Annotated in this window: 17 protein-coding genes; 10 read left to right on the top strand and 7 right to left on the bottom strand. The window is 67.0% G+C overall.

Features of this window, described 5'->3' with window-relative positions; genetic code table 11:
• Positions 1-25 precede the first annotated feature (25 nt).
• Complete coding sequence (locus DAT35_RS30335; RefSeq protein WP_158501954.1) at positions 26-3,652, bottom strand: FG-GAP-like repeat-containing protein; 3,627 nt, start codon at positions 3,650-3,652, stop codon at positions 26-28.
• A gap of 292 nt (positions 3,653-3,944) precedes the next feature.
• Between DAT35_RS30335 and DAT35_RS30330 the strand changes: the two genes are divergently transcribed.
• Entirely contained in the window at positions 3,945-4,436 is a 492-nt protein-coding gene (locus tag DAT35_RS30330; RefSeq protein WP_146209951.1) for a hypothetical protein, read from the top strand.
• Positions 4,437-4,511: 75 nt separating this feature from the next.
• Here DAT35_RS30330 and DAT35_RS30325 read toward each other — a convergent pair whose 3' ends face one another.
• Complete coding sequence (locus DAT35_RS30325; protein ID WP_199243042.1) at positions 4,512-5,828, bottom strand: NHL repeat-containing protein; 1,317 nt, start codon at positions 5,826-5,828, stop codon at positions 4,512-4,514.
• Between the two features lie 191 nt (positions 5,829-6,019).
• Between DAT35_RS30325 and DAT35_RS30320 the strand changes: the two genes are divergently transcribed.
• The 3 genes from DAT35_RS30320 to DAT35_RS58340 are packed head-to-tail and all read left to right on the top strand — an operon-like array spanning position 6,020 to position 8,084.
• The gene (locus DAT35_RS30320) at positions 6,020-7,702 is read left to right on the top strand and encodes a hypothetical protein (protein WP_146209950.1); all 1,683 of its coding nucleotides are present in this window, start codon (positions 6,020-6,022) and stop codon (positions 7,700-7,702) included.
• Between the two features lie 41 nt (positions 7,703-7,743).
• The gene (locus DAT35_RS59210; protein ID WP_158501953.1) at positions 7,744-7,893 is read left to right on the top strand and encodes a DUF6597 domain-containing transcriptional factor; all 150 of its coding nucleotides are present in this window, start codon (positions 7,744-7,746) and stop codon (positions 7,891-7,893) included.
• Complete coding sequence (locus tag DAT35_RS58340; RefSeq protein WP_146209949.1) at positions 7,890-8,084, top strand: hypothetical protein; 195 nt, start codon at positions 7,890-7,892, stop codon at positions 8,082-8,084. The genes DAT35_RS59210 and DAT35_RS58340 overlap by 4 nt, the downstream gene beginning before the upstream one ends.
• Before the next feature lie 5 nt (positions 8,085-8,089).
• Here the strand turns inward: DAT35_RS58340 and DAT35_RS30315 are convergent, their stop codons facing one another.
• From DAT35_RS30315 to DAT35_RS30300, 4 genes are all read right to left on the bottom strand, one after another.
• Positions 8,090-9,400 carry a hypothetical protein gene (locus tag DAT35_RS30315; RefSeq protein ID WP_108071439.1) on the bottom strand — a complete coding sequence of 437 codons (1,311 nt, stop codon included), beginning with the start codon at positions 9,398-9,400 and terminating at the stop codon, positions 8,090-8,092.
• A gap of 149 nt (positions 9,401-9,549) precedes the next feature.
• Positions 9,550-10,140, bottom strand: a complete 591-nt coding sequence (locus DAT35_RS30310; protein WP_108071437.1) for a hypothetical protein — start codon at positions 10,138-10,140, stop codon at positions 9,550-9,552.
• A 142-nt stretch (positions 10,141-10,282) separates the two neighbouring features.
• On the bottom strand, positions 10,283-12,091 hold the full coding sequence (locus DAT35_RS30305; RefSeq protein ID WP_108071435.1) for a hypothetical protein: 1,809 nt from the start codon (positions 12,089-12,091) through the stop codon (positions 10,283-10,285).
• A gap of 33 nt (positions 12,092-12,124) precedes the next feature.
• Positions 12,125-13,009: a LysR substrate-binding domain-containing protein gene (locus DAT35_RS30300; protein ID WP_108071433.1), complete on the bottom strand. Its 885-nt coding sequence runs from the start codon at positions 13,007-13,009 to the stop codon at positions 12,125-12,127.
• Positions 13,010-13,111: 102 nt separating this feature from the next.
• On the opposite strand from DAT35_RS30300, the gene DAT35_RS30295 reads away from it, so the two are divergent.
• The 4 genes from DAT35_RS30295 to DAT35_RS30280 all read left to right on the top strand — a co-directional run bounded on the left by DAT35_RS30295 (position 13,112) and on the right by DAT35_RS30280 (position 18,456).
• Entirely contained in the window at positions 13,112-14,749 is a 1,638-nt protein-coding gene (locus DAT35_RS30295) for an acetolactate synthase large subunit (protein WP_108071431.1), read from the top strand.
• A gap of 33 nt (positions 14,750-14,782) precedes the next feature.
• Positions 14,783-16,255 carry an aldehyde dehydrogenase family protein gene (locus tag DAT35_RS30290; protein ID WP_108071429.1) on the top strand — a complete coding sequence of 491 codons (1,473 nt, stop codon included), beginning with the start codon at positions 14,783-14,785 and terminating at the stop codon, positions 16,253-16,255.
• Between the two features lie 101 nt (positions 16,256-16,356).
• Positions 16,357-17,157, top strand: coding sequence for a hypothetical protein (locus DAT35_RS30285; protein ID WP_108071427.1), 801 nt, complete (start codon positions 16,357-16,359; stop codon positions 17,155-17,157).
• Between the two features lie 90 nt (positions 17,158-17,247).
• Positions 17,248-18,456: a PKD domain-containing protein gene (locus tag DAT35_RS30280; RefSeq protein WP_233261803.1), complete on the top strand. Its 1,209-nt coding sequence runs from the start codon at positions 17,248-17,250 to the stop codon at positions 18,454-18,456.
• A 38-nt stretch (positions 18,457-18,494) separates the two neighbouring features.
• Here DAT35_RS30280 and DAT35_RS30275 read toward each other — a convergent pair whose 3' ends face one another.
• Complete coding sequence (locus DAT35_RS30275) at positions 18,495-20,384, bottom strand: phosphatidylinositol-specific phospholipase C domain-containing protein (RefSeq protein ID WP_108071423.1); 1,890 nt, start codon at positions 20,382-20,384, stop codon at positions 18,495-18,497.
• Positions 20,385-20,586: 202 nt separating this feature from the next.
• On the opposite strand from DAT35_RS30275, the gene DAT35_RS30270 reads away from it, so the two are divergent.
• Complete coding sequence (locus tag DAT35_RS30270) at positions 20,587-24,294, top strand: IPT/TIG domain-containing protein (protein ID WP_158501952.1); 3,708 nt, start codon at positions 20,587-20,589, stop codon at positions 24,292-24,294.
• Positions 24,295-24,487: 193 nt separating this feature from the next.
• A complete protein-coding gene (locus tag DAT35_RS30265) occupies positions 24,488-26,326 on the top strand; it encodes a hypothetical protein (protein WP_108071419.1) in 1,839 nt (612 codons plus the stop codon).
• Positions 26,327-26,412: the final 86 nt, after the last annotated feature.

Here is a 26,412-nt window from a genome sequence, read left to right as displayed (position 1 = left end):
CCTCTTCACTCAGGAGAACCTGCGCCTACGGACTCTTCGGCTCACACAACCAGGGCTTGAGCTCGCACAGGTTCGGCTCACAGAGCTGGGGATCGGTATCGCACGGATCCTCACAAAGGGAGGGATCGGTGTCGCAGGGGTTCGGCGGCGGGGGGATGGAGGGGCCATCCACCATCGGTGTCTTGAGGAGGAGCCCCGTCTCCACCAGGGCGGTCCGATCGGAGCGGAAGCCAATCAGGGAACCATCGGAGGTACGGCCCACCAGGTCGTCATCACCGTCCTTGTCGAAATCCATGACGAAGAAGCGGTGGCCAGTGCCCCAGTTCCAGGCATCCGTGTACGGGGTGTTGAGCACCACGCCGCGATAAACCAGGGCGTTGCCCTCCGCGCTCAAGAGGGAGAAGGTGCCAGCCGCATCACGCAGGAGCAGGTCGTCGTCGTGGTCGCCGTCGAAGTCCATGACGTAGTAGCGGTTGCCCTCGTTCCACCCATCCGAGTCCTTCAGACCGGTGTTGACGTAGAGCGCGGGCGTGCCGACGAAGTGGGTCCGCTCCGAGCGAATCGCAGTGAAGTGGCCGTAGGCGTCGCGGGCAACGAGGTCGTCGTCTCCATCTCCGTCGTAATCCATGACGAAGTAGCGATGACCGGCATTCCACCCAGCCGCATCGTTCATACCGGTGTTGATGTAGAGCGCAGGCGTGCCGACGAAGTGGGTCCGCTCCGAGCGAATCGCGGTGAAGTAGCCGTAGGCGTCGCGGGTAACGAGGTCATCGTCTCCATCTCCGTCGTAGTCCATGACGAAGTAGCGATGACCAGCGTTCCAGCCGGTCTCATCCGCCATGCCCGGGTTGGTGAAGAGCGCTCCGGTCGCGACGAACTGGGTGCGCTCCGACCGCAGGGCGGAGAAGACACCATAGGAGTCGCGGGCAACGAGGTCATCGTCTCCATCTCCGTCGTAGTCCATGACGAAGAAGCGATGACCGGCGTTCCAGCCCCAATCGTCCGTCCACGAGGTGTTCACCAGGATGCCAGCGAAGGAGAGCTGTCCTCCTTCCGAGCGGAAGGCCATGAACTGGCCATGGGGCCCACGGACGACGAGGTCATCATCCCCATCACCGTCGTAGTCCATGGGGAAGAACCGGTGCCCCGTGACATAGGGGCCCAGCACCTCCGTGGCCTTGCCAGGAACCCAGTGGATGGTGCCGAAGAGGAACTTGCTCAGCTGGCCGCCGGTGCTCGGATCGTACTCCTCATCCGAGACGGGGAGCCCCAGCAGCCCCTGCCACTCTCCCATCGTCTTGTATTTGGCATAGATGTCCCCGTGCACCTCGAAGGCGCCCAGCAACGGGTGCCAGGAGATGGCTCCGCCGGTGAAGCGCACGTACTCGCCACCGCCGAACGTCATGACATTGGAGACGGGGTACCCCAGACCTCCGTTACGCCCCCTCAGGTACTCGTAATGGATTTCAATGGAATTGATGAGGCTGATGGGGCCGGTCGCGTCCGAGGAGTAGATGGCTCCACCCCTGAACGACTGGTAGGTATAGCCATTGCCCACGTTGGTGCTGGACTGCTCCGGGTATCCCAACACGCCGCCCTCGGCGCCGCGCTGGTTCCAGTGCTGCCGGATGGACCCGTTCTTCACGGCCACCGCTCCCGTGAGGGAGTGCCAGTAGAAGGCGCCGTTCTGGTACTCGACCATGGCGCCCCCGGTGGCCGCGGCGCGCTCGTCCGCGATGGGCAGACCCGCATCGAAGGTGGTGCGGGAGGTGCTCCAGGCCTTGTGGATGGCCTTGGTGTAGATCGCCCGGGCCCCCACCTGCGTGTGGTGGACGAGGAAGCCGTTCTCGAACTCCTGGAAGAGCGTGCCGCTCGGCGAGGTGATGGACCCCTCCACCGCGATGGGATAGCCGAGGCGACCGTTCTCCGCGCCATCCGAGGACCACCGCTGGAAGATGGCGCCACGAGAGACATAGGCAGTGGTGGTCCCCAGTTTGTAGAGGAGGACGCCGTTCTGCATGCGCACCAGACCGCCACCCTTCGAGTCCGTCACCTCATCCGCGATGGGGTAACCCTCGGAGCTCCCGCCTTCTCCGTGCTGCTGGTAGGTGCTGAGGACCCTCTCGCTGTAGATGGCGAAGGTGCCCGTGCTGGGGTGGTGATAGAGCCTGCCATTCTGGAACCTGCCGACGAGCCCACCCTTGGTGTCCGCCTTCACGTCAGCGGTGGGCCAGCCCAGCCGGCTCTGCACGCCCCCCATGGACTCATAGCGGGAGTAGATGGCGCCATGGACGGCGAAGGCGGGCTGCTCGGCGCGAGACTTCCAGTAGATGGCACCCGAGGTGAAGTGTCGCAGGCGCCCCTCTCCATCCGGAGCCTCGCGCTCGTCTCCCTGCGGTGAGGGCAGCGGGGAACCCAGCGGCCCGCGCGCGTCCTGCAGGGACTCGTACTTGCGCTGGATGATGTCCGTGCCCTGGGGGGTGCCGGAGATGATCGTCATCGGCGAGCCCGCCAGGTGGAGCAGGAGCTGGTTCGCATCATCCCGGACCACGGCCTTCACCTCGAGCCGGTAGCCCGTCTGGTACGCCGCCGGAATCTCGAACTCGAAGCCATTGTTCCGCCCGGTCGACGTGGGCAGGTTGGCCACCGCCGTGCCCATCAGTGAGCCGCCCGCCCAGAACTCGACCGTCGCCGGGCTCGCCGCGAAGACAGCCATCAACCCACTCGAGCCTCCATCCGGGGCGTCCGCGGATCCCTTGAGCTTCTTGTCCTTGTCGGTCGACGAGGCATTCCCCGGCTGAAGTCCGCTGACATTCGAGGAAACCCACCCTCGGAGGGTTTCGGCGGCGATTTGATAGGCAAAGTACTCGATCGGCGGCCCAGGCTCGTAGCCCACCTCATCGGTGATGCCCGTGAGGCACCCGCCGGCACAGTCCGGGTCGGGAACCCTGATGATGCAGGGCCCTCCCGAGTCCCCCGAATAGACCATGTTGGCGTGCGGCGCGAGAAGGACCCGATTCGGACGACTGGCGGACGCCTCCGTCTTCAACGTCGTCTTCCGGAGGGTCCCCTGCCCCGCCGTTCCAGCACCTGGCTCCGCGCTATTCTTTCCATAGCCAAAGCACTCGACAGTTTCACCGATCATGTCGGTGACCTTCTTGGGATACAGGCTTCTCCGGTAACCGTTCAACACCGACTGGCCGCTCGCATTCTTGATGGCGAAGGGAGCATCCACCGTCACGAGCGTGGCATCCTCGAACACGCCAGGGGAAAGCTCGAGATCCTTGGCGGAGCTCACCTTCCGCTCCTGGACCGAGCCATCGGCGGGAAGCATCTGGTCGTTGAGGTTGCCCATGTAGACCTTCACCGTCTGGGACGGCAAGACCTGCGTGACACCACAGTGTCTCGAGGTGAGGAAGGTCGTGTTCGTCAGCATCACGCCGCTGCAGAACAGCTTGGCGGAGAAGGCGACAACCCCGGAGTGACTTGCATCCGGAACGGTACTCGCGCCCCCGAGGATGGGACTGCGACCCTGCCCCGTTTCAGTGCCCTGGCGACTCCCCAGATCGGACTGCTCGGAGTTGTCGCAGGCGGTTGTCAGGAATGCACACAATACGGCGCCCGCCACCCCTCGGTGGACAGGCCTCTTCATGATTCGCATCTGGGATTCTTCTCCTGTGAATAGAGGCGCCGCGCCACATACCCGGTAGCCTGTGACCAGGGCGTGACGGCCCTCCCCGCCTCCTTCCCGAGCCAAACGCGACCGGCGGGGCTCCTCACCGCTCCTGGGACCCCATGATGCGTAGGTACTCCTCATGGGTCGGCGGGTACCCCGACCAGAAGCGGAGCGTTCGAATGTTTCTGCTTGCCTTTCCCCTTCCACTGATGGGCTGGGCTATTTCACTCCGGGTTGATTCCCCAAGCCGGTTCGAGGTATCTACAGCGTGTCCAAGTACGTCAGCTTGGATCAGATTGTATGCCTTCATTCGCCGTACGATTCCGTTGTCCAGCCACACGAAAGCGAGCGCATCATGGGATTGCCCGAGAGAAGAGCCATCGCGGAGTATCAGAAGAACACCTTCCCGAAATGGCAGAAGGAGTTTGATGACTTCCTGGGCTATCACCTCGAGATCGAAGTGGATTGGCCGACGCTGGGGGCCGAGGGACAGGCCCATGTGTTCGATCAGGGAATCAGTGCGATCTACTTTGAGCCGCTGATGCTCGCCTTGAAGGATATTGCCGTTGATGATTTCGGAAAGCAGGCGTTGAAAGACGGCTTCCACAAGTATGTGATTTCGGGAGTCGAGCCGGACGATCGCATCTTCTACAAGTTCGCCAACAAGACCCTGTCCTACGGCATGACCTTCTGCAACATCGAGAACTATGTAAACGAACGCAGGCAGCGGATTGTCAATCTCCTGGAGACGAGCCTGTAATCCGGCTTCTGGCCTGATGGATGTTCGTGGGGGCGGGTGATGACTCATCCGCCCCCTTCCTTTTCTCCGTGCGTCCTATGGCAGCCGGTGGAACAGGGGAAGGTTGGCGGGAGCGGGATAGAGCGAGAACCAGCCCGCATAGCCAACATCCGCGCTGCTGATGATGACCTCGGGGGCCTTGTTGCCCGAGCTGGTGAGCTGGCCCGGACCCAGGCGCCCGAACTTGCCCGCGCTGAGCGCGAGCCACAGGTTCCCTGACTCGTCGAACACGAGCCCATCGGGCAGCGCGGTGACAGAGAGGCCGATCTGCACAGCGGGGGTCGTCGTGACGGTACCCGAGCCCGATTGATCCGCGGGCGTGAGGCGGGCGAGCGTCCCGTTGTAGTTCACCCACAGGTTGCCGGCGGCGTCGAACGCCAGGCCCGAGGGCGCGCTGAGGTCGCCAATGACGGGTGGCGGAGTCTCCGCCTGGAGGACGAGGTCCGGCGAGGCGTTGGACGAGGTGGTGAGCCGGCTCGCGTTGTAGCGGGCCACCCGGTCATCACCGGTGAATGCGACCCACAGATTTCCGGCCGAGTCGAACGCCAGGCCCGAGGGGCCCTTCAGGCTGGTAAGCTCGACGGCGGGGGTCGGGCTGCCGCTGGTGGCGAGCTGATCCGGCGTGTACCGGACGATCTTGTCGTTGAAGCCCACCGTCACCCAGAGGTTCCCGTTGGGATCGAAGGCCAGCGCGCGGGCTCGGGGGAAGCCGCCCTCCAGGGGGCCGCCCGTGAGGGTGACGTCCGCCGTCTTCTTGCCCGAGGCCCCCAGCGAGGAGGCCGGGATCCGGAGCACGGGGGGATCCGCCGTCGTGCCGCCTACCACCCACAGGTTGCCGTCATGGTCGAACGCGGAGCCCTCCGAGCCTCCCGTGGTCGCGGCCACCGTGGCAGCGGGATTCCCGCTCGCCCCCAGCAGGTCCGCGGCGAATCCGAGCAGCGGTGCGGTTCCGCCCGAGCCGTTGCTCGTCCAGAGCTTTCCGCTGCTGGGAATGGGGAAGAAGGCAACGGTGGCCTCGGTGGTCTTCCCCTCGCGGACACAGACCGGACTGCTGGGGGAGATCTCCGGCCGGTAGGCGGTCCTCACCAGGGGATGGCTGGCGGCGACGAGCTCTTGGGAGAGGGAGTAGGCGCCGGCCGGCAGACTCAAGGTCTGCGAGCCCGTGAGGGTCTGGGTGCCTCCCCGGCCTTGCACCTTCACCCCCGCGGAGGTGGAGCCCGGCAGCCCGGTCACGCTCACCTGGAGCATGCCGTTACCGCCGCTCTCGGGACACCCCGAGCCGTCCCCGTCAGAGCCACAAGCAGCGAGAAACAGCGTCAGCCCGAGCAGGCTTGAAACGATGAGTCTGTGCATGAATTCTCCTGATGGATATGCAGGGCCCACTTCAGGGCTCAGACGCACCCGCCGTCAAGGGGGTGAACCCGGCGGCTACTCTGCAAAGCTTTGGATACACAGGCAGAGAGGGAACGGCTGCTGAGCATCCGGCCGAGGCCCACTGCCGCCTCATCAAGGGAACCTCGGATGGGGTAGGTTCGCGCTACCTCATGCGTGACCGTTCAACCCATCCCTCCCCCACCCTGGCCACACGGCAAGGACGTGCCAGCGGGTGGTTCGGCGTGCTCTGCGTGCTCGCGGTGCTGGCGCTCTGCGTAGCCCTGATCCCCGACTACTGGCGCATTCGCGGCTTTCCGCTCGACGATGCGTGGATCCACGCCGTCTACGCGCGCTCCGTGGCCCGGGGAGACGGGCTCAGCTACAACCCCGGTGTGCCCGCCACGGGCGAGACGTCCCCTCTGTGGGCCGTGGTGCTCGCCGTGGCGCACCTGGGGAACGCGGACGCGGAGAGGGCGGTGCTCGTCACCAAGCTGCTGGGCTTCCTCCTGCATGCGCTCACCGCCGCCGGCCTGTACATCGCCTTCCAGGACTCGGGCCGGCGTTGGGCCGCGAGCGCGGCGCTGCTCGTGCTGGTGAGCCCACACCTGATCGCCGCCAGCCTCTCCGGCATGGAGGTGCCCCTGGCGACGTGCATGGCGGTGGGGTTCCTGCTCGCCCTGCGCTCGGAGCGGCCCTGGCTCTACGTGCTCTGCGGCGTGCTCGGCCCGCTGGCGCGTCCCGAGGTGGGGCTCTTCCTCTTCCTCCTGCCGCTCGTGGTCCGGCCCCAGCCCGGGTGGAAACCCGTCCTGCGGCGTTGGTTCCAGGCGGGGGTGGGCGTGGCCATCGGTGGGGGCGCCTGGGCCCTGTGGAACCTGCATGCCTCGGGCAGGCCGCTGCCCGCGACGTTCTACGCCAAGGTGGGCGCCTCGAATCAACTGCCCCTGCTGGCCACGCAATGGGCGGGTTTCTTCCGGGTGGTGCCGGAGCTTTCCTGGCCCGGTCCGGTGCTCGCGGCCCTGGTGGTGGTGGCCGGGGGAGTACTGGTGTTGCGTCGCGTGCCCCCCTCCAGCCCCGAGCGTCTGGCGGCCGGACTCGTGGGAGCGGCGCTGGTGTTCTGCTCCGTCTCGCAAGCGCTCCTTCGGCAGCCCGCGGCGCAGATCTTCTACGTCCAGCGCTACCTGCTGCCCGCGATTCCCTTCCTCCTCGCCGCCCCGCCCCTGCTGCTGGGCCGGTGGCTGGAGGCCCGCCTGGCGACGCGGGGTCCGTGGCTGGCCACCACCGTGGCGGCGCTCCTGCCGCTCACCCTCGCCACGGGGCTCCCCGCTCGCCTCACCCGGCTCGAGAACGACGCACACAACATCGACGACCTGCAGGTCCAGGGGGGCCGTCTCCTGGCGAAGGCCTCACCTGACGAGGTGGTATGGGTGCTCGATGCGGGAGCGCCGCGCTTCTTCGGCCAGGCGTTCGTGGTGGACATGGTCGGACTCAACACCCCCGAGATGTTGACGGAGGGCGCCCAGGCCTACCTCGACCAACACCCGCCCCGCTTCATCGAGTGGGCGCAGGGCTGGGCGGCAATCCAACCCGACGACCGGAACACGGGGATGCGCGCCGTCCACCGCTTCCAGACAACCACCGACTACACCGTCACCCGGGAGCAGGCCTTGGCCCGGCGCTTGTTGCTGGAGTGTGCACCGGGCACGAGCGGCATCTATGAGCGCGCACCACGCCGCTGGCGCTACACGTGCGCCATGGCGCCTTCGGCCTCCGCTCCGGGGGAGGAACACCCGGTGCGCCTTGCTGGAGGGCGCCTCCCTGCACGCCAGCTACCGGGCACTGCTCACGGTGGGTGACCCTGCACTCCCTCTCCGGCCGAGACCCGCCAGGACGACCCATGAAAGCCCTCATCTACAGACCGGGACCTCCGCTCGAGGAATCCATCTCCTGCTTCTGGCTCTCGGAGGACTGCCGCGCGTCGACCTCGAAGGAGCGTGTGCTGCCCACGGGCACGCTCAGCCTCGTGATCAACCTCTGCGGTACATGAACGAGCTTGGCGCACCGTGGCGCTACGGCAATGACCAACCGGCGACGCTCGTCGAGGGGCGCGGGTGGCGGGCCGCCCCCGTCGACCCCGCGCGGATCGGAACCGAGTGGGGACGCTGGCCGGCTCCGCCCGAGCCGTCAGGCCCGCGGAGCCCCCCGCTCGGAGCGCTGGTGGAGGCCACCAAGGGCTGAAGTCTTCAGACCTCCACCGTTCCCTCCTTCGGCGGCGAATAGACGACATTACCTTTCGCCGTGTCCTCCTGCACCAGTGTGTAGTTGATGGATTGGTCCTCCTTCAGGTCGAGGTCCTTGAGGAAACGCCGCCACTCTTCGGGCGGCATCGTCTGGCAACCGGCGCTGCGCGGGTTGTCGTCCCGGCCCATGTGCCAGAGGATCTCCTCGCCGTCCTTGCCGCGCACGTTCTCGTCGAAGTCCCCGTCGTGGTCGATGTCGTACTCGGCCTGCCAATCCGCGCCGTCGGGCGCGCCGAGAACCTGGCGCGTGCCCTCGTTGTCGAACGGCCCCCGCTTGAAGAAGCCGGCGAGCTCGCGGCCGTAGTCATTGCGCAAGTGGTACGTATACGAGCCCGCCGGCAGGCGTCCGAGGTCCTTCCGGTCGTCTCCGCCAATCGCCTCGCCGTAGTCCTCTTCCAACATCTTCTCGCCCGGCTCGGTGCAGGCATTGTACGACGTGCAGTGCTTCCCACCCTGCTCATCGACCCAGAGCAGCACGGCCTTGTCGTCGTAGGCGCCCTTGCCGTCGTTGGTCTTCGTGTTTGTGTCGTGGCGGATGGCGAGCATGTTGCGCTTGCCAGGCGTCGAGTCGAACGTGCCACCGTTCCGTTCAATCATCGCCTTGTAGTAGTCATACTGCGCGGCCTCTTCCGCGGTCCGCCTCTGCTGGACGACCTGCGGATCCTCGGGCGCCAGCACCGTGGGCTCATTGTCGGCGACCATCATCTGCTGCAAATCGGGTGACACCTTCGCGGCGTCGAGTGCCGCCTGCCGCTCGGGGCTGCCAGCCCGGGTCGCGAAGATTTTCATCGCGTCCTCGCCCGATACCGTACCGGCCTCCGAGTACTGCGGGTTCTTCGCGAGGTACTCGGCGGTGCTCGCATACTTCTTGCCGCTCGCCGGGTCGACCACCTGATCGCCCTGGCGCACCACCACGTGGCCGGAGCTTCCCTCCGCGCCCGCGCGCTGGTCCTTCAGCATCACCAACTCGGCGTTCTTCTGCTCACTGGCGGGGAGCTTGCCAATGTAGTCGACCGCCTGATCGAGGCAATTGCGCTTCGCGTCCCGGGCGTCCTCGGTCAGCAGCGATGACGCCGGGCCCCCTTGCAAGTCGACCAGCGTCTTCGTGCGGGCGGGCGAGAACGTGTCACGAAGCTGTTGCTGGGGGAGCGAGGATGGCTGAGTGGGCCGGGCCGGCAGCTTCAGCTCGGGGGGGACCTGCCGGACCGCGGGCTTGATGGACTGAGCGAGGCGATTGAGAAGGGACAGGCTCATCGGGACACCAGGGACGGTAGGGAGTACTCCCTGGTTATCGGCTGCCATCCCGAGCAGTTGCGTGTTACCGGGAGCCTGCCGAATTCCACAGTGTGGAATCTGGAGACAGACGGCATGTCGTGGCTCTACTTCGAGTGCGTGCATCCCTCCTACTTCAGGAGCTCCTTGAGCCGAGCCCCCGACATCCTGCCCATGCCGATGCGGTAACGGTCGCGCCACGAGCGATCGAGCATCGTCTGGCGGATCCGGTAGGAGAGATAGCCGTGGGGGTCGATCTTCCTCCCATCCGGCTCAAGCCATTGACTGCAATTTTCGCACGGCGGCCTCTCCTCTCCGGCATTCGAACCCGACACGACCTTGATCGAATGCACCCGAATGTCCTCCAGGGGAACGTTGAAGCCCGCCTGCCACGCGACCGCGTGCGGCTCCGCGCAGTCGAACTGGTGCATGCCCCGGTTGCGGCCACCAAGCCTGTCCTCGACGAGGAAGTTGAGAATCCGGAACAGGCGGTCGGACTGGATCTTGTCGGGGCGCGCGCCGAGCAACGACTTCAGCGTCTTCCCGTCGCCGGAGTAGGCAGTCATGTTCTTGTCCCGATCCGTATCGGCGGCGTTGATGTTCTCGGCCGTGGCCGCGTGCCGTTCGAACGTCTCCTCCACCAACTCCTCGGCCCGCTGCACCAGCGGGGCAGACCGGGCCGAGACGCCGAATGGGCTCCCTCGGAGCGGCAGTGAGAACATGGGCCTCCCCGAACGATCCATCGGGCCGAGGCTCTGCGCAGCACGCATTGTAAGCAACATGCTCATTCCTCCTGATTGGGGTCACGGATGTTTCCTCCAAGACGGGCAGTCTCTCCGCCTGTGAATTCCGTGCAGAAGAGCGTTACGGCGAAACCTCGTCGGACACCACCTTCCCGTTCGGGTCGAGGACCGCCTTCCAGTCGTGCTTCTGCTTGTCGTGCACATCGTCGTAGTACCGGCCGGTGATCAAGACCGAGCCGTCGGGCAGCAGCTCGAAATGGTCGCCCAGCGGCGTCTGGGGTCCGCCATCGCCGCGGAATTGGTAATCCCAGAGGACCTTCCCTTTCGCGTTGAGCTTCACGAGCCGGGTGACCGGATGCCGGCCGGGGTGGACGTACGACAGGATTTGAGCCACGCAGCCGCCGTCCGGCGTCGCCGCAACCGTGCCGCCCTCGTAGTCGAGGAAGCCCTTCTTCACGAGCACCTTCTGCCAACGCGGCTTGCCGGTCGGATCCAGTCGCGCGACGACCGGCTTCGTCCTCCCCGGCTTGTAATCGTAGTCGGTATTGCCGCTGAGCGTTCCGATGAGGAGGACGTCGCCGCTCGGCGCGACCACGAACTGCTCGAACGTCGCGGCCGGAGCGACCTTGAAGTCCGCGTAGTGGATGCCGTGGTTGTCCGCGTACTGCTTGCCGAGGATCACTCCCTGGGCAATTTTCAAGTCGCCGCCCGCGCTGCCGGCGACTTCCGGCGAATCCACGTCGTCGGGCACTTCGTACAGCCGCACTCCCTTCCTGCCGGGCCAACCTTTCTCGTCGACGAACGGGGTCATGAGAATCCGCCCATTGAGCCCGACGATGGCTTCCGCCGCGACGCCGTCGTTGCCGGGGAAGAGCATCCGCATCGGGATCGACGTCTGGAGGCTCAAGTCAGAGACGCGCCGCACTTCGACGACCTTCGGCGAGATCTGCTGCGTATTCGAGATCACCAGGAAGCTCTTGCCCGATGGCGTGAGCACGAAGCGGTGGACCCTCTTCATTCCCTGCGTCTTCGCGTCGATCGTTTTCTTCTGGAGGTCGATGCGGATGACGTCGCCGAGCTCGTTCGAGCCGAGGAGGAGGTAGCGGTCGTCGGACGTGAAGGCCGTACCGTAGGTGGTGATCGGAACTGGATAGGAGTCCACCTGCTTCGACGGGATGTCGATGACGAGCACTTGTTGCTGCGGCTTGGCGGGGTGGTCGCGCTCGTTACCTCTGTCGTTGTACTCGACGAGCGCGAGCTTCTTGCCGTCAGGGCTGAACACCTTGGGACCAGACACCAACTTGATCGGCTTGTCGCGCTTGGGGAAGTCGACCTTCATCGTCCAGTCGATGGCGCGCGTCTTGAGATCGATGCGGGCGACCTCGAACGAGGTGTAGCCATCCTTGAGCACATTGCCCGCGGGGTTCACGGCGGACGCGTAATAGAAGTACGTGTCAGTTGGATCGAACCCGATGTCGTAGAAGTAGCGGGTGTCGTCCCAGGGGCCGAGCAGCACGAGGTCGGAGAACTGCCTGGTGCGTTGGTCGTACTGGCAGAAGTAGGTTGCCACCGCCGCGTAGCCCCTCGTCGCGTTGAACGTGAGCGAGGTGACCTGGCCGTCGTGATGGATGACGGTCGCGGACGGGTTCGTGCGGCCCAGCGTGTCGGTGTGTGCCTTCGGGAGTTGGTGCAACGGCACGGGCACGTCGATGACCTTGCGCTCCTGGAAATCGAAGAGCTCGTAATGCGGCATCGTGGCGCGGTTCTTCTCGTCGCGGTCCCACGTGACGCCGACGAGGACGAAGCGCTGCGCGCTTACTTTCGCGACGTTCGTGTACTTCACGTCTGGAAGCTCGGCCGCCAGTCGCAGGCCCCCGGCGAAGGCGAGCTGCGGAAAGAGGAGCAGGAGAGCAACGATGCGCGTTCGCATGCGGAGGACTTTAATGTTCCGCACGTCGCCCGGTCACGCCCCGCCCTCCTTCGACCGTGCGCGGACCTCCGCCGCGAACAACTCCGCCGCTGGCGTGCGAGGCGCGCCCTTGCGCCAGAGGAGCGCCGCGAGCTCGGAGCGTGGTGCGGGCGATAACCGCTTCACCACCAACCGCTCGACGTCCGCGAGCCGTGGCTCTGGGAGCACCGTGACGGCGAGGCCCGCGCGAACGATCGCGAGCACGGTGGCCACCGCGTTGGACTCGAGCGCAATGGGCGGCGCGAGCCTCATGGCGGAGAACCAGGCGTCCACGCGCGCACGCACTCGCAGCCCGCGCGAGAGCAACGCGAACGGCTCCTCCGCGAGCTGCCGCGCCCCCACGGCTTCCGCTCCCGCCAGCGGATGCCCCCGGCCCACGACGAGCGCGAGCCTGCTGTCGAAGACGGGCTCCGCGTCGAGGTCCGGCAGGCGAGCAGGCGCATACCCCAGCCCCACGTCCAGCTTGCCGTCCGAGAGCCGGCGCTCCAGCCTCCGCACGATGGCCTCCTCGGCGCTCAGTGCCAGGCCCGGATGCTTGCGCAGCACGGCGGCCAGCGCGGGCACCACGACGCCTCGCATGCTGGGCGGGTAGCCCACGCGCAGCGCCCCCGTGGCCAGCCCGCGCAGCGCGCCCACCGCCATCCGGCCAGCGTCCACGTCCTCCAGCGCGCGCGAGGCGTACGTGCGGAACAACTCCCCCGCCTGGGTGAGGCGCACACCGGTGCGCGCGCGCTCGAAGAGGGGCGAGCCCAGCTCCTCCTCGAGCTGGCGGATCTGCTGCGACAGCGTGGGCTGCGAGACGTGGACGCGCCGAGCGGCGCGTCCGAAGTGCAGCGTGTCGGCGACGGCAGAGAAGTAGCGGAGGTGACGGAGCTCCATTCTTCCATCATAGGCATTGCCTATCGACTCCATGGGAACAAACGAATGTACGAATCGACGGCGGCGCGTAAATCTTCTCCCGTACCGAGAGGAGAAACCCCAATGAAGGCATCGGACCTGTTCGTCAAAGCACTCGAAGCGGAGGGCGTGCGCTGCGTCTTCGGACTGCCCGGCGAGGAGAACCTGGATCTGCTCGAGTCGATGCGCGCCTCGGGCATGCGCCTCGTCGTCACGCGCCACGAGCAGGCCGCGGGCTTCATGGCCGCCACCTGGGGACGGCTCACCGGACACGCGGGCGTGTGCCTCTCCACGCTGGGGCCTGGCGCCACCAACCTCGTCACGGCCGCGGCGTACGCCCAGCTCGGCGGCATGCCCATGGTGATGCTCACCGGACAGAAGCCCATCAAGGCCGGCAAGCAGGGCCACTTCCAGATCGTCGACGTCGTGGGGATGATGCGGCCGCTCACCAAATCCACCCGCACACTCGTCTCCGCGGAGCACGTCCCCTCGGCGGTGCGCGAGGCCTTCCGCCGCGCGGAGGAGGAGCGCCCCGGTGCGACGCACCTGGAGCTCCCCGAGGACGTGGCACGCGAGTCCTCCGACGCCGTGCCGCTCGCGCCCAGTGCCCAGCGCCGGCCCGTGGCCGACGAGGCCTCCATCGCGTTGGCGGTCGAGGCCATCGCATCCGCCCGCCGCCCGCTGCTCATGATTGGCGCGGGCGCCAACCGCAAGCTCACCTCGGAGATGCTCCGCGTCCTCGTGGACCGCGTGGGGATTCCCTTCTTCAGCACGCAGATGGGCAAGGGCGTGGTGGATGAGACCCATCCGCTCTGGATGGGCACGGCGGCGCTCTCCGACGGAGACTTCGTCCACCGCGCCATCGAGGCCTCGGACTGCATCATCAACGTGGGCCACGACGTCATCGAGAAGCCGCCATTCGTCATGCGCGACCACCGCCGCACGGTGGTCCACCTGAACTTCTCGTCGGCCGAAGTGGACCCCGTGTACTTCCCGCAGGTGGAGGTGACGGGCGACATCGCCAACGCGGTGTGGCGCATCGCGGAGGGCGTCGGCCCGCGCACGCACTGGGACTTCGCACCCTTCGAGCGCGCCCGCGCGGGGCTCGACGCGCAGCTCGCGCGCGGCACTGACGACGAGCGCTTCCCCATCTACCCCGCGCGGCTCGTCGCCGAGGTGCGGCGCGCCCTGCCGGACGACGGCATCGTGTGTCTGGACAACGGCATGTACAAGCTCTGGTTCGCCCGCTACTACCGCTGCCGTCGGCCCAACACGCTGCTGCTCGACAACGCGCTCGCGACCATGGGGGCGGGGCTCCCCTCCGCCATCGCGGCCAAGATGGTCCACCCGCGGCGCAAGGTGCTCGCGGTCTGTGGCGATGGTGGGTTCATGATGAACTCGCAGGAGCTCGAGACGGCGGTGCGCCTGCGGATGGATTTGACGGTGGTCGTGGTCCGCGACGACGGTTACGGGATGATTCGCTGGAAGCAGGGGCAGATGGGGCTCCCGGACTTCGGCATGGAGCTGGGCAACCCGGACTTCGTCCGCTACGCGGAGGCCTACGGCGCACGCGGTCACCGTCCGGCGAGCGCCACGGAGTTCGGAACCACGCTCGCGCGCTGCCTGGACTCGGGCGGAGTGCACGTCATCGACCTGCCCATCGATTACTCGGACAACACCCGCGCGCTCGGAGCCGGTGACGAGGACGCCACCACGCGCTGAACCATGAGCACGAGAGAGAAAGCGAGGAGCACCATGCTGGCCGAACGCTACCCCTATTACCTGGCCAACCGCCCGCGGCAGCCCAACGCGGAGCTGGCCGTGACCAACAAGTTCTCGGGCGAGGTCGTGACGCACGTCGCCCTCGCGGACGCGGGTGCCGTGGAGGAGGCCATCGCCGCGGCGGTGCGCGCGGCCGGCCCGATGCGGCGCCTGGCGCCGTACGCGCGTCAAGAGGTGCTCGAGCACTGCGTCCGCCGCTTCCGCGAGCGGGCCGAGGAGCTCGCGCTCGCGCTCTGCATCGAGGCGGGCAAGCCCCTTCGCGACGCGCGGGGCGAGGTCTCCCGGCTGATCGACACCTTCAAGGCGTCGGCCGAGGAGGCCGTGCGCATCGAGGGCGAGGTGCTGAACCTGGAGGTGTCCCGGCGCGCGGCGGGCTACCGGGGCTTCACCCAGCGCGTGCCCGTGGGCCCGTGCTCGTTCATCACCCCGTTCAACTTCCCGCTCAACCTGGTGGCGCACAAGGTGGCGCCCGCCATCGCCGCCGGTTGCCCGTTCGTGCTCAAGCCGTCGGATCGCACGCCCGTGAGCGCGATGATCATGGCCGAGGTGCTCGCCGAGACGGACCTCCCCGAGGGTGCCTTCTCCGTCCTCCCCACGCGCCTCGAGGACGTGGGGCCCTTCATCGAGGACGACCGGCTGAAGCTGCTCTCGTTCACCGGCTCGGAGAAGGTGGGCTGGGAGCTCAAGGCGCGCGCCGGCCGCAAGAAGGTGGTCCTGGAGCTCGGAGGCAACGCGGCCTGCGTGGTGGACCGCGACCAGGGCGAGCGCCTGGACTTCATCGCGGATCGCGTGGCCCACGGCGCCTTCTTCCAGGCGGGGCAGAGCTGCATCTCGGTGCAGCACGTACTCGTGCACGAGGAGTTGTATGGCGCGCTGCGTGAGCGGCTCGTCTCCCGGGCGCGGGCGCTGCGCGCGGGGGACCCGAGGGACGAGGCCACCACGCTCGGGCCCATGATCGACGAACCCGCCGCGCGGCGGCTGGAGGGCTGGATTCAGCGCGCGGTGGCGCGAGGGGCTCGCGTGCTGAGCGGGGGAGGACGACGCGGTGCGTTGCTGGAAGCCACCGTGCTGGAGGGCGTGCCCGCCGACGAGCCGCTGAGCGCGGAGGAGGCATTCGGGCCGGTCGTGCTGCTCCAACCCTTCGCCTCGTTCGACGACGCGCTCCGCGTGGTGAATGGTGGGCGCTACGGGCTGCAGGCGGGCCTCTTCACCAACGACCTGTCGCGGGCGATGCGGGCGTGGGACGAATTGGAGGTGGGAGGCGTCGTCGTGGGGGACGTGCCGAGCTTCCGGGTCGACACGATGCCCTACGGAGGCGTGAAGGGCTCGGGACTGGGGCGTGAGGGCGTGAAGTACGCCATCGAGGACATGACCGAGCTGCGGTTGCTCGTGATGCGCGATCCCTCTCCGAGCACTTCGTCGCCCGCGGCGCCCACCCGGTCCTGAGCCCTCCCCTGCCGGCTGTTCCCTCCTCCCACGGTTCGCTCTCGCCACCGTGGGAGGGCTCCGATGTACTCTTCGCGCCTCCTCACCCCCCGGAGGCTCGAATGGACCGCATCACCAGAATCGCTGTCGTGTCGTTGGGGTTGCTCCTCGCCGTACCGGGCCCGGCCTTCGCCGACGGGCTCGACTCCATCCCCTATGGTGACAACTGCTGGGGCTCCGGTACGGACGCCGATCGCGACGGGCTCAATGACGACTGCGAGTACCAGGTCGCCTTCTGGTTCATGCCCCTCTTCTGGTTCGACAGCGGCGAGAGCGGCTATGGCCGGCGCCCCTACTACGCGGTGAAGAGCACCAGCTTCTCCACCCGCACGCTGCAGATCTTCTACATGGACACCTTCTTCGACGACACAGGTGTCACCACCGGCCACGACGGAGATCCCGAGTTCCAGCTCCTCGAGGTCCATTACTCCGGCGGCAGGTGGTACCTCGACTGGGCCTATCTGTCCGCCCATCGCAAGAGCATCTGCGACTCGTCGGCCTGGTACTCGTCCAGTCAGCTCGAGTACGACACCGCGAGTGATTCCCGCAATGCCTATCGCGGCTGGCCCACGCTCTACGTCGCCGAAGACAAACACGCCACCTACAACAACCTCACCACCTGCGACAACGGCTGCGCCTATCAGGATTACTGCAGCCGTTATGCCTATCAATACCTCGATACCTCGAGCCGGCTCGTCTCCCGGAACGTGGGCTCCACGGCCGTGCAGCTCATCAACCAGGTCACCCTCAATGGCGCCACCGAGTGGCTGCTCGATGACGTGGCGTTCACGGGTTGGGACAATCAGTGGTACCGGCCCAACTCGGAGGGCTATCGCCGCCACCTGAACGACTTCGGGTTCTAGTCCCTCGTGCGGAACGCTCCCGTGCCCCCCGAAACCCCGGAACGTCCTGGCTCCAGGGCTCGTGCTCTCATGCTCGGGGGGCTCGTGGCCGTGGCGGTCCTGCTCTCGTTCGCCGTAGCGCTCTGGCCCCGGCCCGACGGCGAAACCCCGCCCCCGGCTCCCCGAATCGCCGAGCCCCGTCCCCGCTCCACCGAGGTGCGGCCCGCGGCTCCTCCCACGCCTCCGCCGACTCCCCCACCCCGCGTGCCCGCGCCCCAGGCCACCTCCGGGGAGGCACTCTCCGCGGCCCTCCACGAGGAGCGCGTGTCCGTGGCCTCCAGTGTCGTGGTCGAGGGTATCGACACGGATCGCCCCTGGGTCTGCGCGGGTGAATCCATGTCACTGTCCGCTCGCCTCGGGGGCGTGCCCGAGCCGGGCGCGGTCTACCGATGGGTCTGGCCCGTCTCCGGGGGCGGCGCCGAGCTGCAGCCCGGTCCAACGCTCCAGTGGCGGGCCCCCGAGACGGCCGGCAGGTACTTCGTCCGCTTCCAGGTGTGCACGGACCTCGGGGGGCGGCGCGTCGGCGTGCTCGCCGAGCGCGAGCTCGAAATCGACGTGCGCCAGTGCGGTGACTCGGACAGTCAGCGCAACGAGCCCCTTCGCCTCAGCGTGGCCCAGAGAGGGCAAGCGGCCTTCGAGTTCCAGACGTTCCACACGGGACCCGAGCGCGTCGTCTCGTACGCGTGGGACTTCGGCGATGGCTCCACCGCCACCACGTCCGAGCCTCGTGTCGAGCACACCTATTCACTCCAGGAGCTCGGCGCCCAGGAGGTCCGGAGCTTCACCGTGCGGCTCCAGGCCCGGCTCGACCGGGGCGGGCCGCTGGAGGCCACCGCGTTCGCGCTCGCTCGTGGGCAACCTCCCTCGGAGGTGCCGTCCCCCGTCGAGCTGCGGGTCTCCCGCTGGCGCCCGCTCCCCGAGGGCGGCTGGCGCAGCGACGTGGTGGTCCGTGCCCCGGGCGAGACGGACATCACCTGGGAGCGCCTCGAGCGCATCTCCCTCCACTGGGACGGCCAGCCCGATACCGTCACGCGGCCCTGGACCGAGGCCCTCCATGTGGACGAGGTGCTCGAGCACGGGGGCTTCCGTGGCTACGTGACGGTGAGCGCCTCCGAGGCGTCGAGCGATATCAAACAGCTCCTCGATTTCCTGTATGGACATGACGCGCTGGGCAAGGAGGTGGTGGTGTCCTGGAGCCCCTTCAAGCGCGAGGCTCCCGCCACGGCTCCCGCGTCGCTCGAGCCGCCGCCCCGGAAGTGACGGCCCGGGGAAGACTCGAGCCTCATCACCGCCATGCGTCACGTCGAGGGTGACATGGAGCAGGCGCGCAGGGTGGCCGAGCTCTCTCCCCGGAAGAAGAGATGGAGGGCGTTGCCGAGTACCGCCAGGGCGGGCGCCTTGGAGGTCTTCGCGCCATTCACCCCCGTGACGTCGTTCTGGAAGCCCCACTGCCCCGCCTCGAGTGAGCAGCTCCAGAGGGTCGACGAGCCTTCACCTCGATAGATGGCATACAGCCGGTCACCGAGCGAGGCCAGCGCCGGTGTCTCCGAGGTCTTCGCGCCATTGAGCGCGGTCAACTGGGTCTGGGCAGACCAGTTGCTGCCATCGAACGAGCACACCCACAGGTTCGTGAGGCTCTCGCCCTTCCAGGCCAGGTACATCCTGTCCGCGTGCATGGCGAGCGTCGGCGCGCTCCCGGCCTTCGCGCCATTGACGTCCGTCAGGCATTGCTGGCGCGACCACGACGTCCCGTCGAAGGTGCAGGTATAGAGCTTCGACGAGCCGTCTCCACGAAAGACCAGGTGCAGCGCGCCGTTGAAGGACGCCAGCGCGGGAGTGTCCGAGGTCCTCGCGCCGTTCTTGTCGGTGATGCGCGTCTGGGCGGACCACGTCGAGCCATCGAAGCTGCAGCAGTAGAGGTTCGACGAGTCCTCACCGCGATAGGCCATGTACAACCGGCCGTTGAAGACCGCCAGGGAGGGCCCATGTGAGCTCTTCGCGCCATTCTTGTCGGTGATGTGGTTCTGCGCGGACCAGTTCACGCCGTCCGAGGTGCAGACGTAGAGGTTCGAGGACTCCCTGCCACGATAGGCGACATGAAGCCTGTTCCCATATACCACCGCCGCGGGCATGTCCGACGTCTCCGCCTGGTTGCGCTCGGTGATGTTGACCTGCGGAGACCACGGGTCCGGAGTGCCATTGCGCATGAGCGCCACGTCGACCAGCGAGGAGTCCTCGGCCCAGTCCACCATCACCACGTTGACGGGCTCGTCGGCCCACTCGTTCCTCACCCAGGCCGCGACACGCGGGCTCACCTCCCGGGCGACCTCGCGCAGCGACGAGGGTTGCTCGACGTCCGTGTCCGCGCCAAACCAGCCGGTCACGGTGTCCACCGCCGCGCCCACCTCCGAGGTCAGCCCCGCGCAGATCATCCCCTCATCGGGTGTCAGCACGCCCTGGAGGACGAGGAACGACTCCGGCGAACGCTGCGCGAGATATCCCGTCAGCTTCTTCTCCAGCTCGCCCTTGCTCTGGGTATGGGGGTTCGGTGACACCAGCGGGGCTGCCTCCTTCGAGGAGCGGGCCCACAACTCCGGGTAGGCATCCACCATCTCCGAGTTGCCATAGGCGACGATGACGCGCTTGCCGTGGGCCCAGAGCTCGTTCAGGGTGACGTCGGTCCCCAGGCTCCTCGGAGCGAGCTGCCGCGGGAAGGTGCTCTGGAGCAACAGGACGAGCGCATGGTGGGCAAACGTCTCCATCTCGTAGAAGCGCTCGAAGTCCAGGATGACGATCTCTCGCGGATGATTCGTCAGGAACGTCTGCACGTCCGGCAGTACCTTCCCGAGGTCCGCGCCATACAATCCCTCGCAGGCGTAGAAGCCTCCCTTGCGGTGGGCGACACGAAAGTGGAGGTAGCGGATGCCCTGCTCGAGCTGCTCGGGGAGGTTCATCCCCTGCGCCTTGCCCCACCTCGCGAAGAGCTTGCGCGTCTCCGTCAACGACAGCCCCGACTTGTTGAGCACCGCGGACCAGGGGAATTCCACCTGGTCCGGCGAGAAATCATCGTCTGCTGAAAGCGAATACGTGCCCGAGTTGTGCGTCCCCGGCAGCACCAGGTCCTCGAGCCTCCGAGGCCCCAGCGAGTCCGCCATCAGCTCCATCCACTGTGCCTTCTGCGATGCCATGGAGTGTCCCTCCCATTTCGGGGTTGCGGGCGCGTCCCGCCGCGCCTGTCACCCGCCATGACGTCCTGGAAGTGTTGAGGGTCCATGGAGCGCGTCCCCGCATCGCCCTCAACAGTTCCTCAACAACTCGTCCGTACCTTGCTCACCCATCACAACGTTCTCCCACTGCCCGGGGGAAATGGGCGACAGCTCAGGAGGCAGTATGACGACGACGACGACGAATGATTGGGATGCGGTCATCGGCCTGACGGAGGACTTCTTCTCCACCGGTATCGACAACCTGTACAAGGACGGTTCGATCCCGACGCAGTTCGACTACGAGAACAATGGTCTCTCCATCTCGGCCACGCTCGGAGAGCCAACGGTCGCGCTCGACGCCACGTCGGGCCTGGTCAACATCACGCTGCCCATCACCAGTGGAACGTTGAGCGGTCAGAGTGGACCGGCCACGTCCATCAGCGGCCCGGTAACGGTGGGCGTGAAGGTCTCGACCCTGTCCTTCGCCACCGTCATCCAGCAGAACTATCTGAAAGGAACGGGAGGGACGGGCGCCTATGCGCAGTGCATCACCAACAAGCCCCTCAGCGGCGGCGCCGCCACCCTGGAGATGTGGCTCCGTACCCTCTCCACGGAGGACCAGACCCTGCTGTCCTTCCCCGGTTCGGGCGGAGCGGCCTCGCCCGGCCTGTCCCTCCGCGGTGGGCAGCTCGTCGTCGACTGGGGGGCGGAGTACGTCTGCACGACGCCCCTCTCCATCACCGACGGCCAGTGGCACCACGTGGCGGTCGCGTTCGACGCGGGCCTGCTCTTCTTCTACGTGGACGGCATGATGAAGTGCGAGGTCGCCTTCGCCATGCCGGAGCTGACCTCCGGCGCGAGCCTGATGATGGGCGGCGCCCCGGGTGGAGCACCGTCGCTCGATGGAGCCCTCGCCCAGGTCCGCATCTGGAATGTCGTCCGGACCGCGCCACAGCTCCAGCTCGCGATGAACTGCCACCTCCCCGTGCCACAGAGCGGACTGATTGGCAGCTTCGACTTCGACGGCTCGGTCAAGAACGCGGTGACCGGCGCGAAGGGAAGCGTCACGGGTGGCGCCACGCTCGTGACCGAGGACACGAAAAACCTGCCGTTCTCCGTCTGCTTCTACTGCTTCGCTCTGGACGAGGCCTTCACGGTCACGAGCGACATCAACGACAACCCGCGCGTCTCCCAGAGCGTCAACACGCTCGTCCAGAGCTTCCTCGAGTCCACGATGAAGCCGTACTCGGTCATCGCCCAGGGCACCGCCGCGGGAGGGGCACCGGGTGACTCCTCCAATCCCTATGCCCCCATCCTGCCGACGACCTCTTGTTTCCAGGTGTCCTCGGTGGCCGGGAAGCCAGAGCTGCTCATCGTGATGATGACCGCCAACACGGTGCCCCCTTCCACGGACGTGTCGACCGCGTTCGCCAGCGACCCCCTCATCCAACCCCCCTCGGGCAGCAACATCACCATCGCCATCTCGGACTACGCCCTGTTCGATCGGCTGCTCATGCCCGCGCTGGCGAGCGCGCTCGACGTGAGCACCTCCGCATTCGACCTCACCAAGGACCCGGCCGTGCTCTCGCTGGCGAAGGACGTGGACTACTCCCTCAAGAAGGGGCTTTCCCTGACGATCACGGACCTCATGTCGAAGGTGGTCGAGAAAGGGCTCTACCTCCGGGCGGCGGGTGAGACGTTCGCCCTCGAAGGGTCGGGCTCGGTCACCGTCAATTTCTCCGTGGTCCAGGCCGAGGACGGCACGCGGGGCATCTCACTGGCCTTCGTGTCACCGGACATCGACCTCCACACCAATGACCAGGGCTTCTTCCGGATGGCATTCCTGGCCGCGGTCACCGCCGCGCTGGCCGCGGTCGCCGTCATCCTCGTGCCGCTGTCGCCATTCATCGCCGAAATCCTCCTCGCCATCCTCAACTCGCTGCTCGGGCGGATCTCCAAAAAGCTCGAGCACAAGATCTCCAATGCCGGCACGACCGCCAACATCGAGAAGGACAAGAACGTCCTCATCACGCTCAATGACATCGTCTACAACGGGGGCGTCGTCTTCTACTTCGGGCTGACGGACATCGTCGTGAATGCCACGGCCGAGCCCGTCCAGACGGCGCCAGAGGTCATCGCGTCGGGAGGCCCGCCGAGCATCACCGGCTTCAGCCCCACCACCGGAGCGCCCGGAACGGCGGTGACCGTCACGGGCTCGGGGTTCTCAGGCGCGCTCGGGGTGACGCTGGGAGGCGCTCCGGCCGCGGTCTTCCAGATCAAGAACGACGGACAGATCGTCGCCAAGGTCGGAGATGGCGCGGTCACCGGTCCGGTGGTGGTCACCACTCCCGCCGGAAGCGCCACGTCCTCGGGGAAGTTCTCCGTGCTGACGCCGCCGGTCGTCGCGAGCTTCTCCCCCACGTCGGGCAAGGTCGGTACCGGGGTCACCCTCACCGGCTCCGGCTTCACGGGCGCGACCCAGGTGAGCTTCGGCGGCACCCTGGCGTCCTTCACCGTGAAGACCGACAGCCAGCTCGTGGCCACCGTCCCCTCGAACGCCTCCACGGGACTGATCGTCGTCACCGGGCCCGCGGGCAAGTCGAACTCGACGAGCATCTTCCAGGTGACGAGCAGCACCCTGCCCGTGATCCAGGCCATCACGCCTTCGAGCGGAAGCGAGGGGACCACCGTCACCCTGTCCGGGGAGGGCTTCACGGGCACCCGCGGTGTGACCTTCAACGGGAAAGGCGCGACGTTCCAGGTGCTCTCCGACACGCAGCTCTCCACCACCGTGCCGCCCAGGGCCAGCACCGGCCCCGTCGTCGTCACGAACACGGTGGGAGCGTCGAAAGACATCGGCTTCACGGTGCTGCCAGGTCCCGCCCTCTCGGGCTTCAGCCCCACCCTGGGAACGCCGGGAACGAGCATCACTCTTCATGGGAGCGGCTTCACCGGAGCGACGTCGGTGACCATCGGACGGCCGGCCACCGCGGCCTCGTCCTTCAGCGTGAACTCCGACACGCAGATCATGGCCGTCGTCCCTTCTGGAATCGCGGCAGGCCCCGTGACCGTCACCACGCCCGGCGGTTCCGTGGTGTCGTCCGACAGCTTCGCCGTGCAGAGCGTGGGGAAGCCCACCCTCAGCGGCTTCTCGCCAGCCAGCGCGGGAGTGGGAGCGACGATCACCCTCGAGGGCACGAACTTCACCGGAACGACCCAGGTGACCTTCGCGGGCAACGCGGCAGCCCCCTTCACGCTGCGAGGGGACGGGCTGCTCGACGTCGTCGTCCCGAACCAGGCGACCTCGGGGTTGCTGCACGTGACCAACACGGTGGACACGGCCGCGTCCAGTCAGTCCTTCACGGTGCTGGCGGCGCCGAAGATTCTCGGTTTCACGCCCGCCACGGGGACGCAGGGGACCCCGGTGACGATCACCGGCTCCGGCTTCACGGGCACCACCTACGTGGCCTTCGGCGGGGGAAGCTCGCCGGCCACGATCTCGGTGCGGAGTGACACACAAATCACCACCACAGTGCCATCCGGCGCCGTGAGTGGGCTCCTCGTGGTCGAAGCACCTGGGGGCGTCGCGATGTCACAGGGAAGCTTCACCGTGAAGAGCAGCACGGCCCCCACCCTCACCGGATTCACTCCCGCCGTGGGCATGCCGGGACTTCAGGTGACGGTGACGGGAACCGGCTTCACGGGGACCACCTCGGTGAAATTCAACGGAATCGAGGCGACGTCCTACAACGTCGCGAGCGACACCACGCTCGTCGCGCGCGTCCCCCAGGGGGCCACCACGGGACCGATCACGGTGACCAACACGCTGTCCCCGCCGGCCACCTCCTCGGCGAGCTTCCAGGTGGGGACGGCCACCGCCAACGCCGCTTGACCGGAGCGGAGACCCCTCCACACGCCGCCGTCGATGTGGACAACGCGGCCATCACCGCCCTCCAGGAATCGCTCCGGATTGAAAGTGGCATCCCGCACTCCACCGCGGGATCCACCCCGGAGGGGTTCAATCAATACAGCGCGAAGAGACGAACATATCTCTGGGAGGGACTGTGATTTCAGGGTGTAGAGGGTTGCTGCCCATCCTCGTGTTGATGGGAGCGGTCATGGGGTGTGTGCCGAGCAACGAGGAAGAGGAGGTCCCCGAGGGCTCCTCTCCCGGGCCGTGTGTCCCCCGGCAGGTCGCCGACTGCACGTGCGCCGACGGCCGGGCGGGCCTGAAGCTCTGCAACGACAAGGGGACCCTGTATGAAGCGTGCTCCTGTGACCAGGTGGGTTCCTGCTCCGAGTCCCGGATGGTCGCCTTCGGCTCCGTCCTGACGAGCCAGACGCCGATCGACTACAACGAGAGGATCCCCTTCTGGGTGAAGGGCACACACAAGGTGGACGTGGATGCCGTAGAGGATGGGTGCATGAGCCAGCTGTCCGTCGTCCTCTCGGGCAGCTGCCAGCTTTCGCTGCAGTTCCGCGGGGAGAATGGGGCCTTTGGAGGTCTCTCGGCGGTGGAGCTCAAGGCGGACTCGTCGTGTCCGGGCTTCCTCGACTCGGCCGAGGGCACCTACACCGCTCCGGAGGGATTTGCTCCCTGGTCCTTCCTGGGGGTGACCTCCAGTCCCCAGCACCAGGCCCAGACGACGTGCAGAGCCCCGGTGCGCATCACCTTCCCAGACAGGACCATCCGCCTCTTCCGCTCGAATCCCACGTTCGCGGAGCTGACCGTCAACCTCAAGGACCTGGAGTTGCAAGGTGAGCTGTTCAGCAAGGGCTCCACCAGCGAGCGCTGTCTGGACACGTCGGGTTGCGGGCCCGGCATGCATGACGGCGGTGACGGCTGGTGCGTTGCGGAAAACAAGTGCTCCCTGGGCTTCCAGGATGGGGGAGATGGGCGCTGTGTCCTCGAGGGCTCGTGCACGGAGGGCTACTTCGCCTCTCCGGAAGGCAAGTGCTCACCGTGGAGGTCCACCACCCCGATGCCAGGGGCCCATTTGTGGTTCGGCAGCGCGGTCGCCGGAGACTACCTCTATGTCGTGGGTGGCTCCGCCAACGGACCCCGAGACGAGGTGTGGTTCGCTCCCATCCTCCCGTCGGGCGACCTGGGTGAGTGGAGCCGCACCACCTCCCTGCCCTCCGCGCGCTCCCATGTGAGGGTGGTTGTCTTCGGCGGGCGTCTCTATGCCGTGGGCGGCCGGGTGGCCTGCACCTCCAGCTCGGAGTGTTGGTCGGCGACGAAGGAGGTGCTGATGGCGGATATCCGCTCGGATGGGACGCTCGGTGCCTGGTCGCTGGCGGGCGCCCTCCCCGAGTTCTTCGACCACCCCGCCGTGGTGAGCCATGACGGCTTCCTCTATGTGCTCGGGGATTCGGCCGGCGGGACGCAGAAATCGGTCGCCATCGGCCGCTTCCTGTTCGATGGCTCCCTGGGGGTGTGGCAGACCGGCACCCCGCTCCCGCAGGAGCTCTTGGGTCATGCAGCCGTCGTGGTGGGCCGCACCCTCTACGTCCTCGGCGGAGTCATGCCAGTTGGCGGCTACCGCACCCGCACCGTGTATCAGGCGGCGCTCGAAGCGGACGGCACCGTGGGCATCTGGTTCACCAGCAGCATGCCCTACAACTGCGGCTACCACACAGCCGAGACCCGCGATGGCTACCTCTACCTGTTGGGCGGGGACTGTCAGGGCAGCGACGGGAAATACCAGACGAACCTCTTCCAGTCCGTCCCCGTCAAGTCCGATGGGACGCTGGGCGCCTGGACCGCCCGGCCCCTGTTGACTCCCGGGCGCATGGGCCACGCCACCATCCTCCACGGCGAGCACGTGTACTTGTTGGGCGGAAGCGAGGGCATCGACAGGCAATCGCGCCCGGACGTCCAGGTGGCCCACTTGCGGCCCTCGGGTGGAGGACTCGGGCCCTGAGTCATCCGAGAAGACGCAGGGGTACTTCACCTCGCCGCGCCGAGGATGAAGTTCACGTGCTGGCCTGCGCGGCCCTCGTGCTAGGA

It is taken from the genome of Vitiosangium sp. GDMCC 1.1324 (assembly GCF_003044305.1).
Lineage (GTDB): Bacteria > Myxococcota > Myxococcia > Myxococcales > Myxococcaceae > Archangium.
The sequence above is the reverse complement of the archived record's forward strand: the minus strand, read 5'-3'. Positions and strand labels throughout refer to the sequence as shown.

What these genes read in the sequence shown, in the direction of transcription:
- DAT35_RS30335 (WP_158501954.1), bottom strand. Translation starts at nt 3,652, where the DNA reads ATGAAGAGGCCTGTCCACCGAGGGGTGGCGGGCGCCGTATTGTGTGCA.
- DAT35_RS30325 (WP_199243042.1), bottom strand. Translation starts at nt 5,828, where the DNA reads ATGCACAGACTCATCGTTTCAAGCCTGCTCGGGCTGACGCTGTTTCTC.
- DAT35_RS30320 (WP_146209950.1), top strand. Translation starts at nt 6,020, where the DNA reads ATGCGTGACCGTTCAACCCATCCCTCCCCCACCCTGGCCACACGGCAA.
- DAT35_RS59210 (WP_158501953.1), top strand. Translation starts at nt 7,744, where the DNA reads ATGAAAGCCCTCATCTACAGACCGGGACCTCCGCTCGAGGAATCCATC.
- DAT35_RS58340 (WP_146209949.1), top strand. Translation starts at nt 7,890, where the DNA reads ATGAACGAGCTTGGCGCACCGTGGCGCTACGGCAATGACCAACCGGCG.
- DAT35_RS30315 (WP_108071439.1), bottom strand. Translation starts at nt 9,400, where the DNA reads ATGAGCCTGTCCCTTCTCAATCGCCTCGCTCAGTCCATCAAGCCCGCG.
- DAT35_RS30310 (WP_108071437.1), bottom strand. Translation starts at nt 10,140, where the DNA reads ATGTTCTCACTGCCGCTCCGAGGGAGCCCATTCGGCGTCTCGGCCCGG.
- DAT35_RS30305 (WP_108071435.1), bottom strand. Translation starts at nt 12,091, where the DNA reads ATGCGAACGCGCATCGTTGCTCTCCTGCTCCTCTTTCCGCAGCTCGCC.
- DAT35_RS30300 (WP_108071433.1), bottom strand. Translation starts at nt 13,009, where the DNA reads ATGGAGCTCCGTCACCTCCGCTACTTCTCTGCCGTCGCCGACACGCTG.
- DAT35_RS30295 (WP_108071431.1), top strand. Translation starts at nt 13,112, where the DNA reads ATGAAGGCATCGGACCTGTTCGTCAAAGCACTCGAAGCGGAGGGCGTG.
- DAT35_RS30290 (WP_108071429.1), top strand. Translation starts at nt 14,783, where the DNA reads ATGCTGGCCGAACGCTACCCCTATTACCTGGCCAACCGCCCGCGGCAG.
- DAT35_RS30285 (WP_108071427.1), top strand. Translation starts at nt 16,357, where the DNA reads ATGGACCGCATCACCAGAATCGCTGTCGTGTCGTTGGGGTTGCTCCTC.
- DAT35_RS30275 (WP_108071423.1), bottom strand. Translation starts at nt 20,384, where the DNA reads ATGGCATCGCAGAAGGCACAGTGGATGGAGCTGATGGCGGACTCGCTG.
- DAT35_RS30270 (WP_158501952.1), top strand. Translation starts at nt 20,587, where the DNA reads ATGACGACGACGACGACGAATGATTGGGATGCGGTCATCGGCCTGACG.